The sequence below is a fragment of the Granulicoccus phenolivorans DSM 17626 = NBRC 107789 = JCM 15570 genome (assembly GCF_000423085.1).
Taxonomy (GTDB): Bacteria; Actinomycetota; Actinomycetes; order Propionibacteriales; family Propionibacteriaceae; genus Granulicoccus; species Granulicoccus phenolivorans.
This window is the reverse complement of the sequence record NZ_AUHH01000023.1, coordinates 27573-48579: the sequence shown is the minus strand read 5'-3', so window position 1 is coordinate 48579 and position 21007 is coordinate 27573. Positions and strand designations below refer to the sequence as shown.

Here is a 21007-nt window from a genome sequence, read left to right as displayed (position 1 = left end):
TGGTTCCTGACTCCATGTCACCGCGCGGGTGTGGAGGAGGTCGGGGCTCCACCGTGAAGATTCCGTGAAGGCGGGTCCTTCTCAGTGCAGCCGGGCGACGATCTCGACCAGTAGCGGTGCGACCACCAAGGCCGGCAGCAGGTTCGCGACCGGCACCTTCCGGGCGTTGAGGATCCGCAGGCCGAGCCCGACCAGGATGCCGTGCCGGTTCAGGCCTGTCGCGTCGGCCAGAACTGCACGCCGACCACCCACGCCAGGCCCAGGATCGCCCCGGCGGCGGGGGAGTAGACCATCACCCCGACCGCCACGACCGACCCGAGCAGGCCCAGGAGCGTACGCCGCCGGCGCAACGACGCAACCCCACCCACGGCGTTGCCGAACACCCAGGGCGCCACCACTGCCGCCGGGCCGAGCAACCACCCGGGCAGGGCTACCCCGACCGGGTCCTCGGCCGCCAGCATCGAGCCCTGCACCACCACGAACAGATACAGCCAGTAGGCCAGCAGTAACCCGACCCCCAGCAACGCCGCCGGGACCGGGCCCAACCGGCCCGCCGACCCGTCCGCCGGTTCCCGGTTCATCCGGCGCCGCCCGCCTCGTCGGCCTGCCGGTCCGCCTCCCGCGACACTCGCGTCCGGTTCTGCACCAACACGGTTGCCTGCTCCAGGGCGACCGATGCCTGCCGCGCGGTCCGGCGGGCGGAGTCGACCTGCTCGTCGGTCGCCTGCCCCTTGGCCCGCTGCCCGCTGACCAGCTGGAACTCCCGCGCCGCCTTGTCCCGCTCGACCACCGCGCGACCGTGCTCCTGCTGCGCGGCGACCAGTTGCTCCCGGAAACTCGTGGCGCGCAGTTTGGCAGCGATTCCCGGGGTCATCGGGTCCCCGGAGGAATAGCCGTTTGAGGACACCCCGCGGCGGCGGTACTCCGCCTCCATCCGGCGGGCCTCGTTCGCCAGCTCGCGGGTCTCCGGCGCCGCGGACCGGTTGATCGTGCCGCGCCGGATCCGGTTCCCCGGCCCGCTCAGCCCGGACCCGGAGCTCCCACGGGCCGCCCGCTCCGGCGGCTTCGGTCGATCGGTGCGCAGGAAGTTGTAGTTGTTCGTCGTGTGGTTGACCGTCGGACCGGCCGCCGCGGCCGAGGACGCACCATCGGCTCCGGCGGCCGATTCCGAGCGGTCCACCTGCCCGGCCCGCTCGGCCGCCACCTGATGCTTGGCCGCAACGGCTTCCCGGCCGCGCCGATCATTGCGGACCGCCGCCCCCAGCGCCGCCGATCGGCGCCGGGTCCCGGTCCGGGCGGTGTCATCGACCACGCCCTGGCTGCGCAGCAGGTCCTCGCGTACCCGCACCCGGGTCCGCTCGTCCATCGGATTGCCGTGCTCGGCGACCCAGCGTTCCTCGGCCTCGGCCAGCAACGCCGACAACTTCGCCTCGCGCCGCTTGCCCGGCGTACTCAACGCCTGCGGATTCGTCCGCGCCACCCCCGGACCCCGCGACGCCGCCGCGGTCACCGGATTCGCCGTCGCCCGCGCAGTCCCGGCCGCCGTCACCGCCGGCATCGTGATCGTGTTCACGTTCACCCGGGAGGTGTCGGCCGCCTTCGCCTCATGCGCCGGGGTCTCCGCGCGCGCGGTCACCGACATCTCGTTGCGGGTGAACCCGATCACCTTCCACAGCGCCAGCAGCATGATCAGCAGCAGCGCGGCCTTCATCCCCATCCCGACATTGGGCAGGCTGAGCGCGGCAGTCACCATCAGCATCGCCAGCGTCTGCCCCAGCTGGAACACGAAACTCAGCCCCAGCGCCTTCAACCACGTGGTCAGCCAGGTTCGGAAGATCCGCTGCGTCGGCGGGAAGAGCCCGGCCAGCGCCAGGATCGGCAGGAAGAAGAACAGCACGACCAGTACGCAGTTCCACAACAGCAGCAGCGCCGAGGTCACCACCACGAACGCCCCGACCAGGATCGACAACAACAGCGCGAAGAACGCCAGATTCACCCGCTCCCCGGCGTTGGCCCCCTGCCAGGTCGGATAGTGCGGGTTGTAGTGGGTCCACATCACCTCCCGCACCGCATTCCACTGGCCCTGGCGCTCCTCGGGTTTCGCGTTCGCCAGATCCTGCGGATTGCCCGCCGGCCGCGGCCCGTGGGCCACCTCCGAAGCGGTGTACCCCTGGGTCCACAACTGCACCAATCGCAGATCCGACTGGCCCTGCTCCGCGGTCGGGATCACCCCGTCGACGGTCGCGCCGAACTTCGCCAACCCGTCACTGCGGACCGGCATCGGCTCGGCCAGGTCGGTGCCGAACTGCCCGTTCGCCCACGGCTCGAAGACCATGTTCTGGTACAGCAGACAATCGAAGGTACGCCGGGCATCGTCGGAACTGCAGTACGCACTCGAGGTCTTCGGCAGCAGCGTCGAGGCCAGCGCCTGATTGCCGGAATTGATGGTGTTCAGCGCCGACGTGGTCAGCCAGTAGTAGTTCGGTTTGCGCTCGTTGTGCTGGGTCGACGGAATCACCAGGAACGTGCCGATCAGCATGAACACGCCCACCCCGAGCAGCGCCTGCAGGGTTTCCCGCTGCCGGTTCCGGTTCCGCAGCGCCCCGGTCAGCACCACGTACGCCCCGGTCAGCATCACCATCACCACCGACATGCCGAGGAACAGCTGGGTGGAGATCTGGTTCACCGGCGCCACGGCCTGATCGAACAGATTCACCACCAGTTGCGGGTTCGCCGCCAGCGACCGGAACGAGATCGTCCCGGCGGTGATGAGTTTCGCCAGGTCGAACATCGAGTTCGCGACCATGTTCAGCGTGCTCGGCAGGTACGCGCAGGCCCACTCCCCGGCACCCTCCTGGCCCCCGGTGAACCCCTGCTGCTGCACCACCTTGGTGCTCGACCAGGTCGCCCCGGACATGCCCATCGCCTGGTACAGCGTGAAACCCTGCGCCGGACGGCCCTTGGCGGTGTCCCAGACCTCGACCTTGTCCTTGGGGTCCAGTCCCGGCTCGACCGCCATCAGTTGGGCGGCGTCCTTGGCGTACGGCTGATGCGCGGAGAACATCGGCAGCGGCGCACACTCGGCGGGCTCGGCGGCCTGCGAGGTGTTCGCCGGCAGGACGATCAGCGCCGCGGTGACCACGAAGACCACCGCGAGCAGCACCCGCACCGGCCCCCACCGCCGCAACCGCGGCCGTGCTCCCGGACGCCGGCTCATCGCCGGGCCCCGAGCTGATCCGGCCCGAGCTGACCCGGCCCGAGCTGACCCGGTGTCGCCACCGGCGGCAGGGTCGCCTGTTCGGCGGCGAGTTCCTCCTCGGCCTGCTGTTCGGCCTCGGTGATCGCCGCCTCCCGGTCGTCGTTGGTGATGAACTCCCACTCCCACGGATCCGGGGAGATGGAGTGTCGTTGCGACATGCTGCGGGTCGCCGGGTTGGTGTCGGAGGCGCGCAGCAATTCCTTGAACAGCAGGTCGATGTCGGTCAGCGCGACATGGAAATCCAGGTCCCGGAACAGCGCCCGACCGGTCTCCAGGTGCCCGCCCATGCCGATCGGCAGCAACGCCTGCGCGATCGTCTCCGAGTTCTGCCCCCGGGTCAACAACGGCGCCACCGAGCGGGCATCGTCATCGGAGCGCTGCAGGAACGCGAACACCGACTGCACCTGGTTCGCCGACGGCCCGTCGGAGTCCCGGCCGGAGGACTCGATCTGCCCCAGCCGCTTGGCCAGCTGATCGATCAGCACAGTGATCAGCCCGTACGAGCGACCCTGCGCCAGCGTGGTCAGCAGCAGTTCCCGCCCGCCCTTGGTCGAGGTGACCAGGTAGGACTCGTCGACGAACAACATCTTGGGCTGCACCCCGCTGCGCCCGGTCTCCGGATTCAGGATCACCTTGTTGTCCAGCATCTGCGCGGCGTACTTCACCAGCACGTACATGATCGCCGAGGCCAGCCGTTCCTCCTTGGACCACATCTCCTCATCGATCTGGCCCTTCGGCAGTTTCATCCCGCGCAGGGTGAACACCGTGCGCCGCTTGCGCAGCCGGGCGAACCCGTGCGGTCGCTCCGCGAAGGCCAGCGAGGCGTACGGCAGGCCCAGCAACTGCCGCAACTGGATCGCGGCCCGGGTCAGTTCCCGTTTCGACTCATACGGCACATCGGGCAGCGCATCGACCCGCGCCGCCTCCTCCTGGACGACCTGGACGACCTCCCACAGCGTCGGCATCGGCACGGTCGCCGCGACCTGATCGGCCACCCGGGCGCGGTCCCGCTCGTCCACCGGCTGCGCCTGCAGGTACGCCCGGACCGCCGCCTCGACCCGCAACTGATACCGCTGCTTGACCGTGTCGATCGCCGGGACCACCACATCGTCGAGCCGGTCGCGGACCCGCTTGCCGAGGAACATGGTCAGCATCTCGTCGGCCAGCAGCGCCCCGGCCTCGAGGTTCCCCTCGACCTGCCACGGATCCAGGACGCCGGCCGGCGAGGCGACGATGTCGATCACCTCGGTCTCGGCCCAGAACTCCGGATTGACCGGGGTGAACCGGGATCCGGGCTGCCCGAGCGTCCCCGCCGCCGCTTCGACCCGGAAGTCGGGATGGTTCACCTGCGCCCCGAAGGACAGGTAGTAGCAGAACTGCGCGAAGTCGGTCTTCGGGTCGAGCACCACCGACTGGACGCCGGACTCGGAGGCCTGGAAGAACATCAGCAGCGCCAGCGACGACTTCCCGCCACCGGAGCCACCGACGATGAACACCCCACCGCCGGAGTTCCGCGCGATCCCCGAGTGCGGGGAGTGGAACACCGGTACCCCCTGGGACTCGCCGATGTAGTTGCCGACCCAGCCGAGGGTGTGGCCGTCGGCGGCCCGGGTCACTCGGTCGCCGATCACTACCCCGGCGCGCGGGAAGCCGATCCCGAAGGTCTCCGGTTCGGTCAGCCGGACATAGGGAACCGCCGGCAGCGCCGGACCGGTCCCGGGCAGGAAGGACTCCAGCATCCGCCACTGGTACCGGCTGGGCCGGACCAGGATCGTGTCGTTCAGTGCATTCTTCGCATTGATGATCAGCGCCTCGACCCGGGCATTCAGCTCTTCCAGCGTCGGCGCGGACACCTGGATCATCACCTGCCCGTTCACCCCGGGCTTGTGCGTCTGCCGGGCCCGGTTGACCGCCTCCTGGGCCCGGGACTGCTCATCGACCACCAGCACGTCGGTGACCCCGCCGCCGGTCGCCGCGCCCATGTTCTTCAGCTCCGAGCGCAGGTTGTTGTTGATCTTCTCCAGTTCCTCGCGGAACTTGCGCGGCGGGAGCAGTTCCATCCGGTAGGAGACCTCGACCCCTTCGCCGGCGAAGTGCCGGATCCAGTCGTTGTTGGCGTTGGTCTCGGAGTGCTCCGGCCATTCGGCGACCGCCAGGCAGGCGGTATAGGAGTGCAACTGGTCGGAATCCTCGTTGCGGTCGGCCTCGGTGACGTTCTCGTTCAACGTCTCGATGTGCAGATACTGCCGCTTGTTCTCCGCGGTGAAGTCCACCCACAGCGCGAACTCGCCCTCGCCCCACGGCTTGGTCCGCGGGAAGTCGTTCATGCTCGGCGCGAAGTGTCCGGCCAGCGGTTTGCGGATCAGCCACATCCGGTCTTCCCGGCCGATCGGCTCGATCGGGCCGAGGCTGGTCACATTGCGCATCACTCGTTGCGCGGTGATCTCCCATTTCGCGGCCAGATCCGGCGGGATGAACTCGTCGTCGGAGCCGAGCAGCGCCGCGTTCGCCGAGCGCCGGATCTCACTGAGGCGGCTCGGTTCCAGCGTGTCGATCTGGACCAGCAGGTACGCCACCGGGCGTACCGTCTTGGTGTGCCGCAGGAAGAACGCGGTCGCATCCAGGTAGCCGCGGTACAGCTTCGAGGGGTGCCAGGAGTTGGCCAGCAGCTGCTGTTTCCACTCATCGACGTTGAACGGCTGGTGGGTCAACCGGAACTGCACCTGCACCGGATCGGCGTCGACCGCACTGTTCACCAGCGCCTGGGTGGCCTGATTGGCCAGCGCCTCCACATCGGTGGCCGACAGGTACATGTTCCCGACCGGCTCCAGTTTCACCCCGGTCCAGACCGTGTTCCGATGGACGAATACCGCGCCGGCGTCGTAGCGGTAGCCCAGCCGCAGATCCTCCCCGCGCCCGGGCTGCTGCCCCCGCGGACCCGAACTCTTCGGGCCGGGGCCCCCGCCGGTACGCGGGCCGGGTCCGGAATTGCGGCGCCCGTTCACCGCGGCGATCACCACCCCGACCGCGACGACGGCCGCGATGACCAGCAGGACGTACAGGATGATCCGCATCATCGTCGCCCCGCCGTCCCCGGCCACGCCCACCCTGACGCCTCCTGCTCGGCGATCGCGCGCTGGAGGTAGTGCCGGGCGTAGACATCATGGGTGGTCCACCAGTCCGCGTCGGTGGGTTCCCACACGATCGCCTGCCAGTGGATCCGGTCCGGCTCGACGTCGCGGCTGAAGCCGCTGATCCGCCGGGGCTGGGAGAAGACATAGTCGGCGAACACGGCCGCCTGCTGGGGCAACGTCATCCGGTCGCTGCTGGGCCGCCCCGCCCAGACGTACGCCAGCACCGCCACGATCGCGGCCAGGACCATCCCGCCGACGGTCAGCAGCGGCGCCTTCGCCAACTGCCCGATGATTGCGACCAGGGCCGCCCCGGCCACGAACACCCCACCGGCGATCCCGGCCCGGATCGTGGACAGGCCGCCGGGAATGGCGATCCCGCCGAACTCCCAGAGCTTGTTCTCCCGCTGTTTCAGACTGGTGTAGTCGAACGAACGCACAGCTTCCTCCCGGGCCGGCTCAGGCCCCGAGGGCCTTGGCCATCGCCTGGATCGCGCCCACCAGGACGCCGGCGGCCCCGATCAGCATCAGGCCGAGGAAGATCACCCCGCCACCGGAGAGCACCTCGCGCAGCCCGCCGCCCTTGTTGAAGGTGACGATCGCCTTGATGCCGAGCAGGATGAACGCCAGGGTGGCCAGCGCGCCGCCGATCGTGGCGACCTGGTTGGACAGGTTCTGAATGATCTCGGTCACGGTTCACTCCTCAGCTCGGGGAAGGGGCGGGATGGCTGGGCACCTCGGCGAGGCCGCCCCGGATGTCATGGACCAGCCACTTGCCGCCGGCCTGCTTGGCGATCACCCGATAGGTGGCGAACGCCGGGTCGCGCGGGCGGCCGTCGGGGCCGCGGGCGGTCGCCCGCAACTGCACCTGGATCTCGACCGGAACATTCTCCGGATAGCGGAAGGTGCTGCCGCTGCGGGTCGCCTGCTCGGGCGGCAGCACGGTGACCCGGGTGATCTCCGGACCGCTCAGCGCCTGCGCCAGGCCGCGGCGCGCCGAGTCGGTCGCGTCCGGGCTGAGGTACTGATCCACCCCGTCGGATCGCATCCAGGCCTCGAAGAAGCCGGGCAGGAAGGAGGTCTGCAGCGTCCGGGCGGTCTCCACATCGGTGACCGGGGGGTCGGCGCCGGGCCGGTCGGGGCGCGGTTCGCCACGCGGGACACTGGGCAGCACCCCGAGGAAGCCCGCGACCCGGGGGCCGGTGCCGGCGACCGGATCGTCCAGGCTCACCGGCACCTCGTACGCCAGCGGCCCACTGGTGGTGTCGATCGTGAAGCCGAGATACCGGGCGCCGGAGATCCCCGGGACGGGGGAGTGCTGTCCGTTGTACTCCACCCGGGAGACCGCTCGGGCCTCGATCTGGCTGCCGGCCGAGTCCCGACAGGCGGGATCGGGCACGGTGCTCATCGCGTCGGCGGCCCGTAGCCGGGAGTCGTCCTGGGTGCGGTCGGCGTACCGGTTCAGGCACCAGGTCAGGTACCGACTGGCGTAGGTCGAGGCGGCCGGGAAGTTGAAGGTGTCGGCGGCGACCGCCCCCGAACCGGCCGCGCTGTTCGTGCTCCGGGTGAGCAGGACCGCGGCGAAACCGCCCGCCCCCGCAGTGAGCAACAGCCCCAGGACCAGAGCGCCGATCGCCAGGCCGCGGCCGAGCCGGGCCGAACTGCGCGCATCGCTGAGTCGGTGGCCGGGCATCGGGACGACCAGGTCGGTGCCATCGCCGGTGCGGACCCGGTGGTGTTTTGTTCGGGTCCGGTCGGGACGGGTCTGGGCACTGCCGGGGGAGCCGGGTTCGGCGCTGCCCGGGGAGCCGGGTCCGGCCTCGGGGTAGTCGTCGAGCAGGGAGCGCAGGTCGGCCGCCTTCGGGGGCTCCTGCCCGGCGGCGGCCCACTGGCGGTCCCGGTGGGCTGCGGGGCGGGGCTCGGCAGTCGGCTGGGCGGTGTACGGGTGAGGAGCGGGCAGCGACCCGGGCGCCGGCTGGGCCGGGGCCGACTGGGCCGGGGCGGCCGAGGCCCGGGCCTCCTGCTGCAGCCGGGCGCGCTCGGCGGCCCGGGTCTGCTCGGTGGCGCGGGCGTGGGCGGTGGCGCGGGCCTGTTCAGCGGCGCGGGCCTGCTCGGCCCGCACCAGATCCGAGCGCAGCATCGTGGCGTCCTCGGCCGGCTCGGGCGGTGTGCCGGGGTCGAGCGGCGGGGTCGGGCGTACCTGCTGCGGGGACCCGAAAGTGGGCCTCGAGAAGCTGTTCGGTCCGCCGTTCATCGGTCAACTTTCCGGATCTGGTCTGCTGGTCCTGCGGTCCCCGGGGTGGGCACTCGATGTTCCTACCAGACGAGGGGGACACTTCGGTGACGGCAGCGGGGTGACTGCGAACCGGTGATCCTGGGCCGGTGAATTGTTGGTGAACTCGGGATCGGACGCGGCCCCGGTGCAGTGATTACTGCACTACCCACATGAGGCCAGGTCACGACCACGAGACCCCGCGGCCGGTGTCTCGCCGGCCCAGACCCGGGGTACCAGGCGGATGTGGGCGGATCCTGACACCAGAGGCCCCGATTCGGGCCGAACCAGCCCATTTTCGTCGTCTGGTGGCAGGATCGGCCCACCAGTCCGGGTCCAGCTGCCCCTTCGCGGGCCCAGATCCCCACCCGGTGCCGGACGCAGCTCCTGGCACCCATGCGCGGGCCAACACGCCCATCCGCGGGCCCACATGCCCATCCGCGGGCCCAGATCCCGTGCGCTGGCCCTGCACGGCCAGCGCCACACATGTCAGCCCGCGAAACCACGACTGCCTCGCTGGTTGCGACCCCGAACCCCGATGCCGGGCGCGGGCCCGATCCCGCAGCCCGAAGGCTCCTTGCGCGTCATCACCCCGGCGACACCGGCTCGCCGGTGCTCCTGCTCAGCGGCGCCGGCAATAACAACATTTCACTCAGCTGGCGGCGCGCGATCCCGGTGCTCGCCCGGACCCACCGGGTGTAAGCCCTCGACTGGCCGACCCGCATGCGCGTTATGAACTGATCGAAGGGGCCGGGCATTGGTCGACCCGGCAGTGCCCCGACCGCGTCAACAGCCTGATCGACGAGTTTCTGAATCCCTGATCCGACCGGAAACCCGGCGGCGGCTGCGCGGTCAGGGCTGACTCAGGGCGAGGACCTGCTCGAGCGACCAGTGATCGCTGGCGTGGCGGCCGTAGTGCGCGTGTCGCACCACGGCGTCGGGCCCGATCAGGAAGTCCGCCGGGAGGCCGAGCTCGTCGTTGTCGCCGGCCGAACCGCGGATCCGGCGGGCCCGGCGTTCGCGTTGCCTCACTCGCGAGGCCTCGGGCTGCAAGGGGGCGACCCAGGCTCGCGGGTGCAGCACCGCCAGCAGCGAGCGGCCGACCCCGAACTCGGCGTACAGGATCCGCTCCGGGTCGGCGATCGCCGAGAACGGCAGCGCGCCCTGGTGAGGTCGCATCTGCTCGACGGTGGAGTGGAACACCACGATCTCGTGCACCCCGACGGCCTGCAGTTCGGCGTACCGGGTGACGAAGGTACGCAGGTGGAGATTGCAGATCGGGCAGGAGGCGAATTGCCGGAACTGCAGATGGGTGATTCCCTCCGGGGCCGGTAGGGGCACGGGGGCGCCATCGATGGCCGTCAGGATTCGGGGGCTGATCCGGGCCCCGGCCGCCAGCTGTCCGGGGTCGGGCTGGGGGGGACATCGGGCCTCCGAACTGTGGTTCTCAGCAAAAGATGGTTCCCATCCATGGTGCTCTTCGCCGGTGAGGAGCCGCTGTCGCCCGGTGTGCTGGCCACCCCTGCCGAACCGGCCGGAGCCGCCGAAATCCGCGTACGCTCTGCGGGTGAGTGACGACCAGACCGAGAACGTCCCCGACCGGGTGCCCGCCGAACACGTCCCGGGGGTGGGGCCGCACCCGCAGCCATGGCCCGATGATCCGCGCCTGGACCCGGAGCTGCTGGCCGCCGGGGACACCCGCAACGTGCTGGATCGCTACCGGTACTGGACCCTCGCGGCGATCCGCGCCGACCTGGACACCCGCCGACACCCGCTGCGGATCGCGATCCAGAACTGGTCGCACGATTTCAACATCGGCTCGGTGGTCCGTACCGCGAACGCGTTCAACGTCGCCGGGGTGCACATCGTCGGCAAGCGGCGCTGGAACCGCCGTGGCGCGATGGTCACCGACCGCTACCTGCACGTGCTGCACCACGAGTCCGCCGCGGAGCTGGCCGCATTCTGCGCCGAGCACGGCTACACGATGATCGGGATCGACAACCTGCCCGGGTCGGTCCCGCTGGAGACCGCCGCGCTGCCCGAAGCGGCGATGCTGGTGTTCGGCTCGGAGACCTCCGGGCTGACCGACGAACTCGCCGCCGCCTGTACGCAGCTGCTGGCGATCACCCAGTACGGCTCGACCCGGTCGATCAACGCCGGGGCCGCCGCGGCCATCGCCATGTACGCCTGGGCGCAGCAGTGGGCCGATCCGGGGTCGGGGGTGGCCCACCCGGGCGGCAATTAAATCGGTGGGCCGCCCGGCCCCGGAAACCTAGAATTCATCGCATGTCCGACCATTTCGGCGTGACACCTACCCCGGACGTCACCGCCGAACCCCTGGCTGACCCGGCCGCAGTGAACCGGGCCATCCGACCGGCGCCCGCGCGGATGCGTACCTTCACCCACGTCCTGATCAACACCGGGTTGGCCGGCATCACCACCAGCTACCTCTGGTTCGCGTTGACCTTCTGGATCTACCTCCGGACGCGCAACGTGATCGCCACCGGCGTGGTGGGCGGCGCCTTCATGCTGCTGATGGCGGCGACCAGCATCAGCTTCGGCACCCTGGTCGACCGGCACCTGAAGCTGGTGGTGATGCGGGCCTCGGCGTTGGTCACCCTCGGCTGCTTCCTGGCCGCCCTGCTGATCTACCGGCTCGGTGGGGCGGCGATGACCTCGATGACCCAGCCCTGGCTGTGGCTGTTCGCGGTGGTCATTCTGCTCGGCGCCGTGGTGGAGAACCTGCGCAACATCGCGCTGGCCACCACCGTCACCATCCTGGTCGACCCCGATCGCCGGGCCAACGCCAACGGTGCGGTCGGCACGGTCCAGGGCGTTGCGTTCATGGTGACCAGCCTCCTGTCCGGGCTGTCCATCGGCTTTCTCGGGATGGGCGGCACCCTGGTGGTCGCGGTCGGTCTGGTCGCGCTGGCGTTGGTCCATCTGCTGGCGCTGCGGATGCCCGAGGAAGTACGCCCGGCAGCCACCGACGCCACCGGTCACTTCGATCTGCGCGGATCGATCCGGGCGGTGCGTGGCGTGCCGGGGCTGTTCTCGTTGATCCTGTTCTCCACGTTCAACAACCTGCTGGGCGGAGGCTATCTGGCCCTGTTGGACCCCTACGGCCTGGAAATGTTCTCCGTGCAGGTCTGGGGGACCGTGTACGCGGTCACCGCGACCGGGTTCATCGGCGGGGGGATTCTCGTGGCCCGCGTCGGCCTCGGCCCCAATCCCTTGCGGACCATGCTGCTCGCGGTGGTCGGGATGGGGCTGATCGGCGTACTGTTCACCCTGCGCGAGTGGCCGTGGCTGTTCATCGCCGGGATCTGGGTCTACATGATGCTCACCCCGGCAGTAGAGGCCGCCGAGCAGACCGTGATCCAGCGGGTGGTGCCGCTGGCCCGGCAGGGTCGGGTCTTCGGCTTCGCCGGCGCCTTCGAGGCGAGCGCGGCACCGATCACCGCTTTTCTGCTCGCGCCGCTGGCCCAACTGTGGATCATCCCCTGGGCGGCCGGACCCGAGGGGGCGCGGACCCTGGCACCGCTGCTGGGGTATGGCGCGGCCCGCGGGATTGCGCTGATCTTCCTGGTCACCGGGCTGCTGATGATGCTTGCCGCCGCCCTGGCCCTGCTCAGTCCGGTGTATCGCCGGGTGTCCGCGGCGTACCGGGAGCTCGCCGCGGCGCCGGACCCGACCGCGCCGGGCACTGGCGGGGATCCCCAGCGGGCCTGAGCGCCGACGGGATCGGCCGGGGCTTCCGGCGTACGGCAAGATGGGAACCATGCAGTCAACCCGCGTCGAGGACCAACTGGCCATCAGCTTCGATCCGGTGCCGGCGCGCACCCGGGCCTCCGGCGCGCTGGTCTCCCTAATCGTCGCGGTCGCGTTCGGGCTGTTGTCGACCGCGGTGGTGCTGGTGGTGTGGCTGCTGGTTGGGGCGTCCTCGCTGCTGGTCACCCTCGCGCTGGTCGGGATCGTCGCCATCGCCTCGATCGCGCTGCGGATGCTGTGGTGGGTACGCCTGCGCGCCGACGCCCAGGGGGTGGGGGAGGGCCTCGCGCTGATCCTGTCCCGGGCCGGCGTGGCCACCGCCGCCGGGCAGATCCCATGGGCGAACATCGACCGGGTCGCGGTCACCGGGAACGGGATCGGCCGCAGCCCGCGGCTGCAGTTCACCCGGGCCGAGCCGGGCGAGGCGACGCAGACCCCGATCGATGTCCCGTTGAACGGCCTCGACGTCTCTCCCGCGGTGGTCGACTCGGCGGTCCGGGCGTACTCCGGCGGGCGCCTGGGGGTCGATCTGCGCCAGTTGGACGACTGAGGCGATCCCGCCGGCAAACCCGGTGTGACCCGCGCAACAGCCGCAGCCCCGCCGCCACGGGCCGGCCCGTGAGATGCCAGACTTGGGCCTACACGAGACTTCCACTAAGGAGCGGACATGCCCATTGCCACACCCGAGGTCTACGCCGAGATGCTGGACAAGGCGAAGCGGGAGGGCTTTGCCTACCCGGCGATCAATGTGTCGTCGTCGCAGACGCTGAACGCCGCGCTGGCCGGCTTCGCGGAGGCGGGTTCGGACGGCATCGTCCAGGTCTCCACCGGTGGCGCGGACTACCTGTCCGGCCCGACGGTCAAGAATATGGTCTCCGGGGCGACCGCGCTGGCCGAGTACGCCCACATCGTCGCCGAGAAGTACCCGGTGAACGTTGCCCTGCACACCGACCACTGCCCCAAGGACAAGCTGGAGGGGTTCGTCCGCCCGCTGCTGGCCATTTCCGCCGACCGGGTGAAGAACGGACAGAACCCGCTGTTCCAGTCGCACATGTGGGACGGCTCCGCGGTGCCGCTGGCGGAGAATCTCGAGATCGCCAAGGAACTGCACGCGCTGTGCCAGGCCGCCAAGATCATCCTCGAGGTCGAGATCGGGGTCGTCGGCGGTGAGGAGGACGGCGTCGCCAACGAGATCAACGAGAAGCTCTACTCCACCCCCGAAGATGCCGTGGCGACCGCCAAGGCGCTCGGGTACGGCGACCAGGGCTACTACATGACCGCGCTGACCTTCGGCAACGTGCACGGGGTCTACAAGCCGGGCAACGTGAAGCTGCAGCCGTCGGTGCTCAAGGCCGCCCAGGAGGCCGTGGTCAAGGAGTTCAACCTGCCGGAGGGCTCCAAGCCGTTCCACCTGGTCTTCCACGGCGGGTCCGGCTCGCTGCCCGAGGAGATCGCCGAAGCCGTGTCCTATGGTGTGGTGAAGATGAACGTCGACACCGACACCCAGTACGCCTTCACCCGCCCGGCCGCCGCGCACATGTTCACCAACTACGACGGTGTGCTGAAGGTCGACGGGGAGGTCGGCAACAAGAAGGCCTACGACCCGCGCTCGTGGGGCAAGGCGGCCGAGGCCGGGATGGCCAAGCGGGTCATCCAGGCCTGCCAGGACCTCGGCTCCGCCGGCACGCACGCCTGATCGCTGCCTTGGATCAGTCCTGAGTCACGGATGGCCCGCTCCTCGGAGCGGGCCATCGCTGTCTTCGGCGCAGCCGGGCCGCGTCCGGCACCCGGGTCGGGATCTGGGCTCGCGGACGGGCCCGGGTCCGGACTGGTGGGCCGATCCTGCCACCAGACGAAGGAATTGGGCTGGTTCGGCCGAATCGGGGCCTCTGGTGTCAGGATCGGCCCACATTGGCCGGGTACCCGGGGCCCAATGGGACATCCAGCGAGGCAATCGTCTTTTCGCGGGCTGACATGTGTGGCGCGGGCTGTGCGGGGCCAGCGCACGGGATATGGGCCCGCGGGTGGGCATGTGGGCCCGCGGATGGGCTGGTGAGCCCGCGCATGGGGCCCGGAGCCGCGTCCGGCACCGGGTGGGGATCCGGGCCCGCGATTGGGCAGCTGGACCAAGAGTGGTGGGCCGATCCTGCCACCAGTCGACGAAATTGGGCTGGTTCGGCCGAATCGGGGCCTCTGGTGTCAGGATCCGCCCACATTGGCCGGGTACCCCGGGGCCCGGGCCGATCGGAGCTCATTACCCTGGTCCCCAGGGAGGGCGGATGGCGGGCGCGTGGAGCGAGGATGAGGTCGAGCACACCATCGACACCTACTTCGCCATGCTCGGGCTCGAGTTGGCCCACGAGGACTATGTGAAGCGGGAGTTCATCCGCGCCCTGGCGCAGCAGGTGGATCGCTCCCGGGGATCGCTGGAGTTCAAGTTCCAGAACATTTCCGCAGTCCTCGACGATCTGGGCGCTGCGTGGATCCCCGGCTACAAGCCCCGCAGCAATGTCCAACAGCTCCTGCGGGACCGGGTGCGGGAACGCTACGACGCCGACGTCGATCTGCGCCGAGACATGATCCGGGCCGCCGATGCCAGCGCCGATATCGATGTTCATGTGCCGCTCGGGGAGATCCAGATCGCGCCGAGTACCCCGGTCGGCCATCGGTCCCGGGCCCGTTTCGGCCGCCACATCGACTACGCCGCCCGGGAGGCGGCGAACCGGTCCCTCGGCCTGGCCGGTGAGCTCGCGATCGTCGACTTCGAGCGGCGAACCCTGCGCGCGGCCGGGCGGGACGACCTGGCAGCGCAGGTACGGCACGTGTCGGTCGAGGACGGGGACGGGCTCGGCTACGACATTGCCTCCTTCGATCCCGGGACCGAGGCGCCGCGCTACATCGAGGTGAAGACCACCCGCCTCGCCAAGGAACTGCCCTTCCACGTCACCCGCAACGAGGTCGACTTCTCCGCCGAAGTGGGCGAGGCGTACTGCCTGGCGCGGGTGTACCAGTTCGGCCCACCCTCCCGCACCCGCGTGCCGGAGCACTTCCGGCTCACCGGGCCGCTGGCCGACACGCTGTGGCTCGATCCCGCGAGCTACGTGGCCGGACCGCGCTGAGGCGCCGCTTCCGGGCCCGCACCCGGGTGCGGCGCCGTAACCTGCCGTAACACGGGGTTCGTATAGTGCACGCCATGGCCCTTTTCGCTGACTATCCCCGCCTTGCGGCATGGGACGAAATGCTCGCCGGCGATGGCCGTACGCGCAGCCAGTACCAACCGATCCGCGACACGCTGAACCGGATGGGCGGGGAACTCGAGCACCGCGCGGATGCGTTGGCCCGCAGCTACCTCGACCAGGGCGTCACCTTCGACTATGCCGGGGAGGAGCGGGCCTTCCCGCTGGACCTGGTGCCCCGGATCATCACCGCCGACGAATGGGATGTCATCGAGTCCGGCGTCGCCCAGCGGGTGAAGGCGCTGGAGGCCTTCCTCGCCGACGTCTACGGCCGCGAGGGCAGCAGCCTGCCCCGGGTGGTCGAGGCGGGCCTGCTGCCGGCCCGGATCATCCGCAACTCCCCGCACTTCCATCGCGCGGTCGCCGGGATCCACCCGCACAACGAGGTCCGCTGCCACGTCTCGGGCATCGACCTGATCCGCGACGCCGAGGGAGTCTTCCGGGTCCTGGAGGACAACGTCCGGGTGCCCTCGGGGGTCTCCTACGTGATCTCCAACCGACGGGCGATGACCAACGTGCTGCCGGAAATCTTCGAGAACCAGCATGTCCGCCCGGTGCACGACTATCCGCGGACCCTGCTGGAGGCGCTGCGGGCCGCGGCTCCGGACGGGAACCCGGATCCGACCGTGGTGGTGCTGACCCCCGGGGTGCACAACTCCGCCTACTTCGAACATGCCCTGCTGGCCCGGCTGATGGGCGTCGAACTGGTCGAGGGACGCGACCTGGTCTGTACCGGCGGCGCGGTCCGGATGAAGACCACCGACGGCGAACAGCAGGTCGATGTGATCTATCGCCGCATCGACGACGAGTTCCTCGACCCCGTGCAGTTCCGGCCCGATTCACTGCTGGGCTGCCCCGGCCTGGTCGACTCCCAGCGCGCCGGCAAGGTGGCCATCGCCAATGCGATCGGCAACGGGGTCGCCGACGACAAGCTGGTCTACAGCTACGTCCCCGACTTCATCCGGTTCTACCTCGAGGAGGATCCGATCCTGCCGAACGTGGACACCTATCGCTGTGTGGAACCCGCGGCCCGCGATCACGTCCTGGCCCATCTCGACGAGATGGTGGTCAAGCCGGTCGACGGGTCCGGCGGAAAGGGCCTGGTGATGGGCCCCAAGGCCAGCGGGGCCACCCTCGATGCACTGCGGGAGAAGCTGCTGGCCGATCCTCGGGGCTGGATCGCGCAGCCGGTGGTGCAACTGTCGACCGTGCCGACCCTGATCAACGGCGAGTTCCGGCCCCGGCACGTCGACCTGCGACCCTTCGCGGTCAACGACGGCAGCAATGTCACCGTGTTGCCCGGCGGACTGACCCGGGTCGCGCTGCCGGAGGGGCAACTGGTGGTGAACTCCTCCCAGGGCGGCGGGTCCAAGGACACCTGGGTGCTCGCCCCCGAGACCGACGCGGAGGAGACCGACGAGCCCGGGCTGCCCTCGGCCGAGATCATCGTGATGACCCCGCCGGAGATGGCCGACGAGGACGACTGGCAGGATCAGCAGGAACAACAACAGCAACAGACGCAACAGACGCACCAGGGACCGGGGGCCGGAGCATGCTGAGCCGCATCGCCGAATCGCTGTTCTGGATCGGCCGCTACGTCGAACGCGTCGACGGGACCGCCCGGATCGTCGACGTGGTCCGGCTGAGCATGCTGGAGGGACCGGCGCACGCCCGGGAAGCCTCCGCCCAACTGGTGCTCAGCGCCATCATGGGCGGTACGCCCGGCGGCGGCGTCCGCTACGACGACCTGCGCGACCGGCTGGTGTTCGACCAGTCGAACCCGTCTTCCATCGCGGGCTCCTGGTACGCCGCCCGGGAGAACGCCCGCCGCGCCCGGGAAACCCTCTCGGTCGACCTGTGGGAGGCGATCAACACCGCCTGGTTGCGCTGGCGCCAGTTGGGTACGCCCGACCGCACCGCCCGCCACCTGCACTGGGCCCGGGAGCGGGCGATTCTGGTCGCCGGGATCGCCGACTCCACGATGAGCCACGACGACGCCTGGAACTTCCTGTCGGTCGGCCGGTTCCTCGAGCGCGCCGACATGACCGCCCGGATGGTGAACACCGGCACCCTGCCCATCGTTGGCCTGTCCTGGCAGTCGGTGCTGTCCTCCTGCGGCGGCCAACAGGCGTTCCTGCGCAGCAACTCCGGTCTGGCCACCGACCGGCGGGTCGCGGCGTTCCTGGTGCTGAACCGGCAGTTCCCCCGCTCGGTGCTCTACGCCCTGCGCAAGGCCGAGGCGTGCCTGACCCGGATGGAACCGCACCAACCCGCGATCGGGTTCGCCGACGACGGGCGACGGCTGCTCGGGCAGATGCGGACCGCGCTGGAGTTCTCCACCGAGGATGACGTCCTGGCCGATCTACCGGTGCAGATGCGCCGGGTGCAGCGGGCGGTCTCCCAGGTCTCCGAACACATCGCGGGGCGGTACTTCCCGAGCACCCCGCTCACCTTCTGGACCGAGGGGGTCTCGTCATGAATCCGGCCGACCGGGACCGCTCGAGCGTACGCCGCTACCAGATCGCCCACCGGACCCATTTCAGCTACGCCGGCACGGTGACCGCCTCGCACAACGAGGTCCGGATGACCCCGCCGACCACCACCGGGCAGACCTCGCTGGAGTCCCGGCTGCGGATCCGGCCGCTGTCGTGGGGCCACACCTACCGCGACTACTTCGGCACCTCGGTGACCGCGATCGAGGCGACCGGCCCGCACGGCGAACTCGACATCGAATCGATCTCCACGGTCGAGCGCTACGAGACCGAGCCGCGGGAGGTGACCATCACCTGGGACGAACTGCGCGATGAGAACGAACGCGACCGCCGCTCGGAGTGGCTGGACCCCCGCCCGCGGACCACGCTGGCCCCGGAGGTCTTCGCCTGGGTCGAACACCAGGTCGCGGGAATGACCCCGCAGGAGGCGGTGAAGCGGGTCATCGACATCACCTGGGAGCAGCTGCACTACCAGGCCGGGGTGACCGGCGTACGCTCCAGCGCCCAGGACGCCTGGGAGGCTCGCAAGGGGGTCTGCCAGGACTTCTCCCACGTGGCGATCGGCCTGCTGCGGCAGCTGGGGATCCCGGCCCGGTACGTGTCGGGCTACCTCACCCCGAAGAAGGACCTCGAGGTCGGCCAGGAAGCGATCGGGGAATCCCACGCCTGGGTCGAGTGGTGGGGCGGATCGTGGCTCGGGGTCGATCCGACCAACCTGCGGCGGGTCAGCCTGGACCATGTGGTGGTGGCCCGGGGCCGCGACTACGACGATGTGCCGCCGTTCAAGGGGGTCTATTCCGGGGCACCGCTGGAGCGGCTCAGCGTGGAGGTGTCGATCACCCGGCTGGCCTGAGTGCCTGAACTGCGAGTTCCCCGGCCACAGGTCCGGTCCCACCGTTAGGCTGGCCCTTGTGACTGATTCGACGCGTGAGAACCTGCTGGCCTCCCAGGGCACCGTGGCCGCGACCAAGCTGCCCGAGGACCCGGCTGCCGCCGAGCTGAGCGAACGGGGCGCCGCCGGGTTCCTGGAGATCGTCACCCGGCACCCGGAGTCGAGTCTGTGCTGGGCGCTGCTGGCCGAGGGCGCGCTGCAGCAGAACACCCCCGACCTGAACATCACCGCGTACGCGTACGCCCGCACCGGCTACCACCGGGGCCTGGACGCGCTGCGCCGGGCGGGCTGGAAGGGCTCGGGCCCGGTGCCGTGGGAGCACGTGCCGAACCGTGGTTTCCTGCGCTGCCTGTGGGCACTGGCGGTGGCCGCGCACCGGATCGGGGAGGAATCGGAGGCCAAGCGCTGCGCCCAGTTCCTGCGGGACTCCTCGTTCACCGCCTACGACGAATTGACCGAAACGCTGCCGATGGAGGCTCCCGGCAAGGCCGGCGAGTAGAGGTTTCGGGCATCGGTTCGGATAAGGTGAAGCGTCAGAAGGTCTGCGATCGGCCCCCGAGGCCCACCCTGTATACCGTCGCCCTCGGTCGTCCGGTGCGGCACGGCGGGGGTCGGGACGGAGCCGGTGTCGGGCCTTTGTCCATGAGAGAGGCGAGATAACTCAATGCCCGGCATCATCGTTATGGGTTCCCAGTGGGGGGACGAAGGCAAGGGCAAAGCCACCGACCAACTCGGTGACCGGGTCGACTTCACCGTCCGCTATTCCGGCGGGAACAATGCGGGCCACACCGTGGTGGTCAATGGCGAGTCGTACGCGATGCACCTGCTCCCGGCCGGCATTCTGAACGAGAAGGCCACCCCGGTGATCGGCAACGGCGTCGTGATCGACCTGTCGGTGCTGTTCGAGGAGATGGACGCCCTGATCGAGCGCGGCGTCGACGTCTCGAACCTCAAGGTCTCCAGCGCCGCGCACATCATTGCGCCCTATCACCGCACGATGGACAAGGTCACCGAACGCTTCGCCGGCAAGCGCCGGATCGGCACCACCGGCCGCGGCATCGGCCCGACCTATTCCGACAAGATCAACCGGATCGGGATCCGGGTGCAGGACCTGTTCGACAGCCGGGAGAACCTGCACGCCAAGGTCGAGGCCGCGATCGACCAGAAGAACCAGTTGCTGGCCAAGGTCTACAACCGGCGCGCGATCGAGGCCGACCGGGTGGTCGAGGAACTGCTGTCCTACGCCGATCGGCTCAAGCCGATGGTCACCGACACGCCCCGGCTGCTCAACGAGGGGCTCGACGCCGGGAAGGTCGTGCTGTTCGAGGGTGCCCAGGCCCATCACCTCGATGTCGACCACGGCACCTACCCGTACGTGACCTCCTCCAACCCGACCGCCGGCGGCGCCTGCACCGGGACCGGCGTCGGCCCGACCCGGATCGACCGGGTGATCGGGATCGCCAAGGCGTACACCACCCGGGTGGGGGAGGGGCCGTTCCCGACCGAGCTGAACGACGAGGCCGGGGAGTGGCTGCGGACCACCGGCGGCGAGTTCGGCGTCACCACCGGTCGGCCGCGACGCTGTGGTTGGTTCGACGCGCTCGTGGTCGAGGCCGCCGCGGTGGCCAACGGGTTCACCGACATCTTCCTGACCAAGCTGGACATCCTGTCCGGGCTGGACACGATCCCGGTCTGCGTCGCCTACGACGTGAACGGGGTCCGCCACGACCACATGCCGATGAACCAGCGTGATCTGGCCATGGCCACGCCGATCTACGAGGAAGTCCCCGGCTGGCACGAGGACATCTCGGGAGCCCGCTCGTTCGAGGATCTCCCGATCGCCGCCCGCGACTACGTGAAGCGGTTGGAAGAGCTGTGTGGCGCACGAATTTCAGGGATCGGGGTCGGTCCGGGCCGCGAACAAGCGGTCATGATCAACGACCTGCTGTGAGGA

Annotated in this window: 18 protein-coding genes; 10 read left to right on the top strand and 8 right to left on the bottom strand. The window is 69.8% G+C overall.

The window, feature by feature from the left end; all coding sequences use genetic code 11:
• Nucleotides 1-81: 81 nt before the first annotated feature.
• The 8 genes from G531_RS25700 to G531_RS26915 form a co-directional block, all read right to left on the bottom strand.
• Nucleotides 82-252, bottom strand: a complete 171-nt coding sequence (locus G531_RS25700; protein WP_145978790.1) for a DUF554 family protein — start codon at nt 250-252, stop codon at nt 82-84.
• Complete coding sequence (locus G531_RS0110660; RefSeq protein WP_026927253.1) at nt 210-581, bottom strand: hypothetical protein; 372 nt, start codon at nt 579-581, stop codon at nt 210-212. The genes G531_RS25700 and G531_RS0110660 overlap by 43 nt, the downstream gene beginning before the upstream one ends.
• Nucleotides 578-3217, bottom strand: a complete 2640-nt coding sequence (locus G531_RS0110655; RefSeq protein WP_145978791.1) for a type IV secretion system protein — start codon at nt 3215-3217, stop codon at nt 578-580. The genes G531_RS0110660 and G531_RS0110655 overlap by 4 nt, the downstream gene beginning before the upstream one ends.
• Nucleotides 3214-6366: an ATP-binding protein gene (locus G531_RS21860; protein WP_051215347.1), complete on the bottom strand. Its 3153-nt coding sequence runs from the start codon at nt 6364-6366 to the stop codon at nt 3214-3216. The genes G531_RS0110655 and G531_RS21860 overlap by 4 nt, the downstream gene beginning before the upstream one ends.
• The gene (locus G531_RS0110645; protein ID WP_026927251.1) at nt 6333-6830 is read right to left on the bottom strand and encodes a hypothetical protein; all 498 of its coding nucleotides are present in this window, start codon (nt 6828-6830) and stop codon (nt 6333-6335) included. The genes G531_RS21860 and G531_RS0110645 overlap by 34 nt, the downstream gene beginning before the upstream one ends.
• 19 nt (nt 6831-6849) lie before the next feature.
• On the bottom strand, nt 6850-7083 hold the full coding sequence (locus G531_RS0110640; protein WP_026927250.1) for a hypothetical protein: 234 nt from the start codon (nt 7081-7083) through the stop codon (nt 6850-6852).
• Nucleotides 7084-7093: 10 nt separating this feature from the next.
• A complete protein-coding gene (locus G531_RS0110635) occupies nt 7094-8644 on the bottom strand; it encodes a hypothetical protein (RefSeq protein WP_026927249.1) in 1551 nt (516 codons plus the stop codon).
• A gap of 870 nt (nt 8645-9514) precedes the next feature.
• Nucleotides 9515-10360 (bottom strand): peroxiredoxin-like family protein, encoded by an 846-nt coding sequence (locus G531_RS26915; RefSeq protein ID WP_281177526.1) that lies wholly within the window; start codon nt 10358-10360, stop codon nt 9515-9517.
• Here G531_RS26915 and G531_RS0110615 point away from each other — a divergent pair.
• From G531_RS0110615 to G531_RS0110570, 10 genes are all read left to right on the top strand, one after another.
• A complete protein-coding gene (locus G531_RS0110615) occupies nt 10266-10907 on the top strand; it encodes a TrmH family RNA methyltransferase (RefSeq protein WP_245630546.1) in 642 nt (213 codons plus the stop codon). The two genes, G531_RS26915 and G531_RS0110615, sit on opposite strands and share 95 nt — an antisense overlap.
• Before the next feature lie 41 nt (nt 10908-10948).
• The gene (locus tag G531_RS0110610; protein WP_081684029.1) at nt 10949-12394 is read left to right on the top strand and encodes an MFS transporter; all 1446 of its coding nucleotides are present in this window, start codon (nt 10949-10951) and stop codon (nt 12392-12394) included.
• A gap of 49 nt (nt 12395-12443) precedes the next feature.
• Entirely contained in the window at nt 12444-12983 is a 540-nt protein-coding gene (locus tag G531_RS0110605; protein ID WP_026927246.1) for a hypothetical protein, read from the top strand.
• A gap of 117 nt (nt 12984-13100) precedes the next feature.
• Nucleotides 13101-14129, top strand: a complete 1029-nt coding sequence (gene fbaA / locus G531_RS0110600) for a class II fructose-bisphosphate aldolase (protein WP_026927245.1) — start codon at nt 13101-13103, stop codon at nt 14127-14129.
• A 583-nt stretch (nt 14130-14712) separates the two neighbouring features.
• Complete coding sequence (locus tag G531_RS0110595) at nt 14713-15552, top strand: protein NO VEIN domain-containing protein (protein WP_026927244.1); 840 nt, start codon at nt 14713-14715, stop codon at nt 15550-15552.
• Between the two features lie 74 nt (nt 15553-15626).
• Nucleotides 15627-17228, top strand: a complete 1602-nt coding sequence (locus tag G531_RS21855) for a circularly permuted type 2 ATP-grasp protein (protein WP_051215346.1) — start codon at nt 15627-15629, stop codon at nt 17226-17228.
• Complete coding sequence (locus G531_RS0110585) at nt 17222-18148, top strand: alpha-E domain-containing protein (RefSeq protein ID WP_026927243.1); 927 nt, start codon at nt 17222-17224, stop codon at nt 18146-18148. Before G531_RS21855 ends, G531_RS0110585 begins: the two co-directional genes overlap by 7 nt.
• Nucleotides 18145-19014: a transglutaminase family protein gene (locus G531_RS0110580; protein ID WP_035758528.1), complete on the top strand. Its 870-nt coding sequence runs from the start codon at nt 18145-18147 to the stop codon at nt 19012-19014. The genes G531_RS0110585 and G531_RS0110580 overlap by 4 nt, the downstream gene beginning before the upstream one ends.
• A gap of 58 nt (nt 19015-19072) precedes the next feature.
• On the top strand, nt 19073-19552 hold the full coding sequence (locus G531_RS0110575) for a DUF3151 domain-containing protein (RefSeq protein WP_026927241.1): 480 nt from the start codon (nt 19073-19075) through the stop codon (nt 19550-19552).
• Nucleotides 19553-19717: 165 nt separating this feature from the next.
• Nucleotides 19718-21004, top strand: coding sequence for an adenylosuccinate synthase (locus tag G531_RS0110570; protein ID WP_026927240.1), 1287 nt, complete (start codon nt 19718-19720; stop codon nt 21002-21004).
• Nucleotides 21005-21007 lie beyond the last annotated feature (3 nt).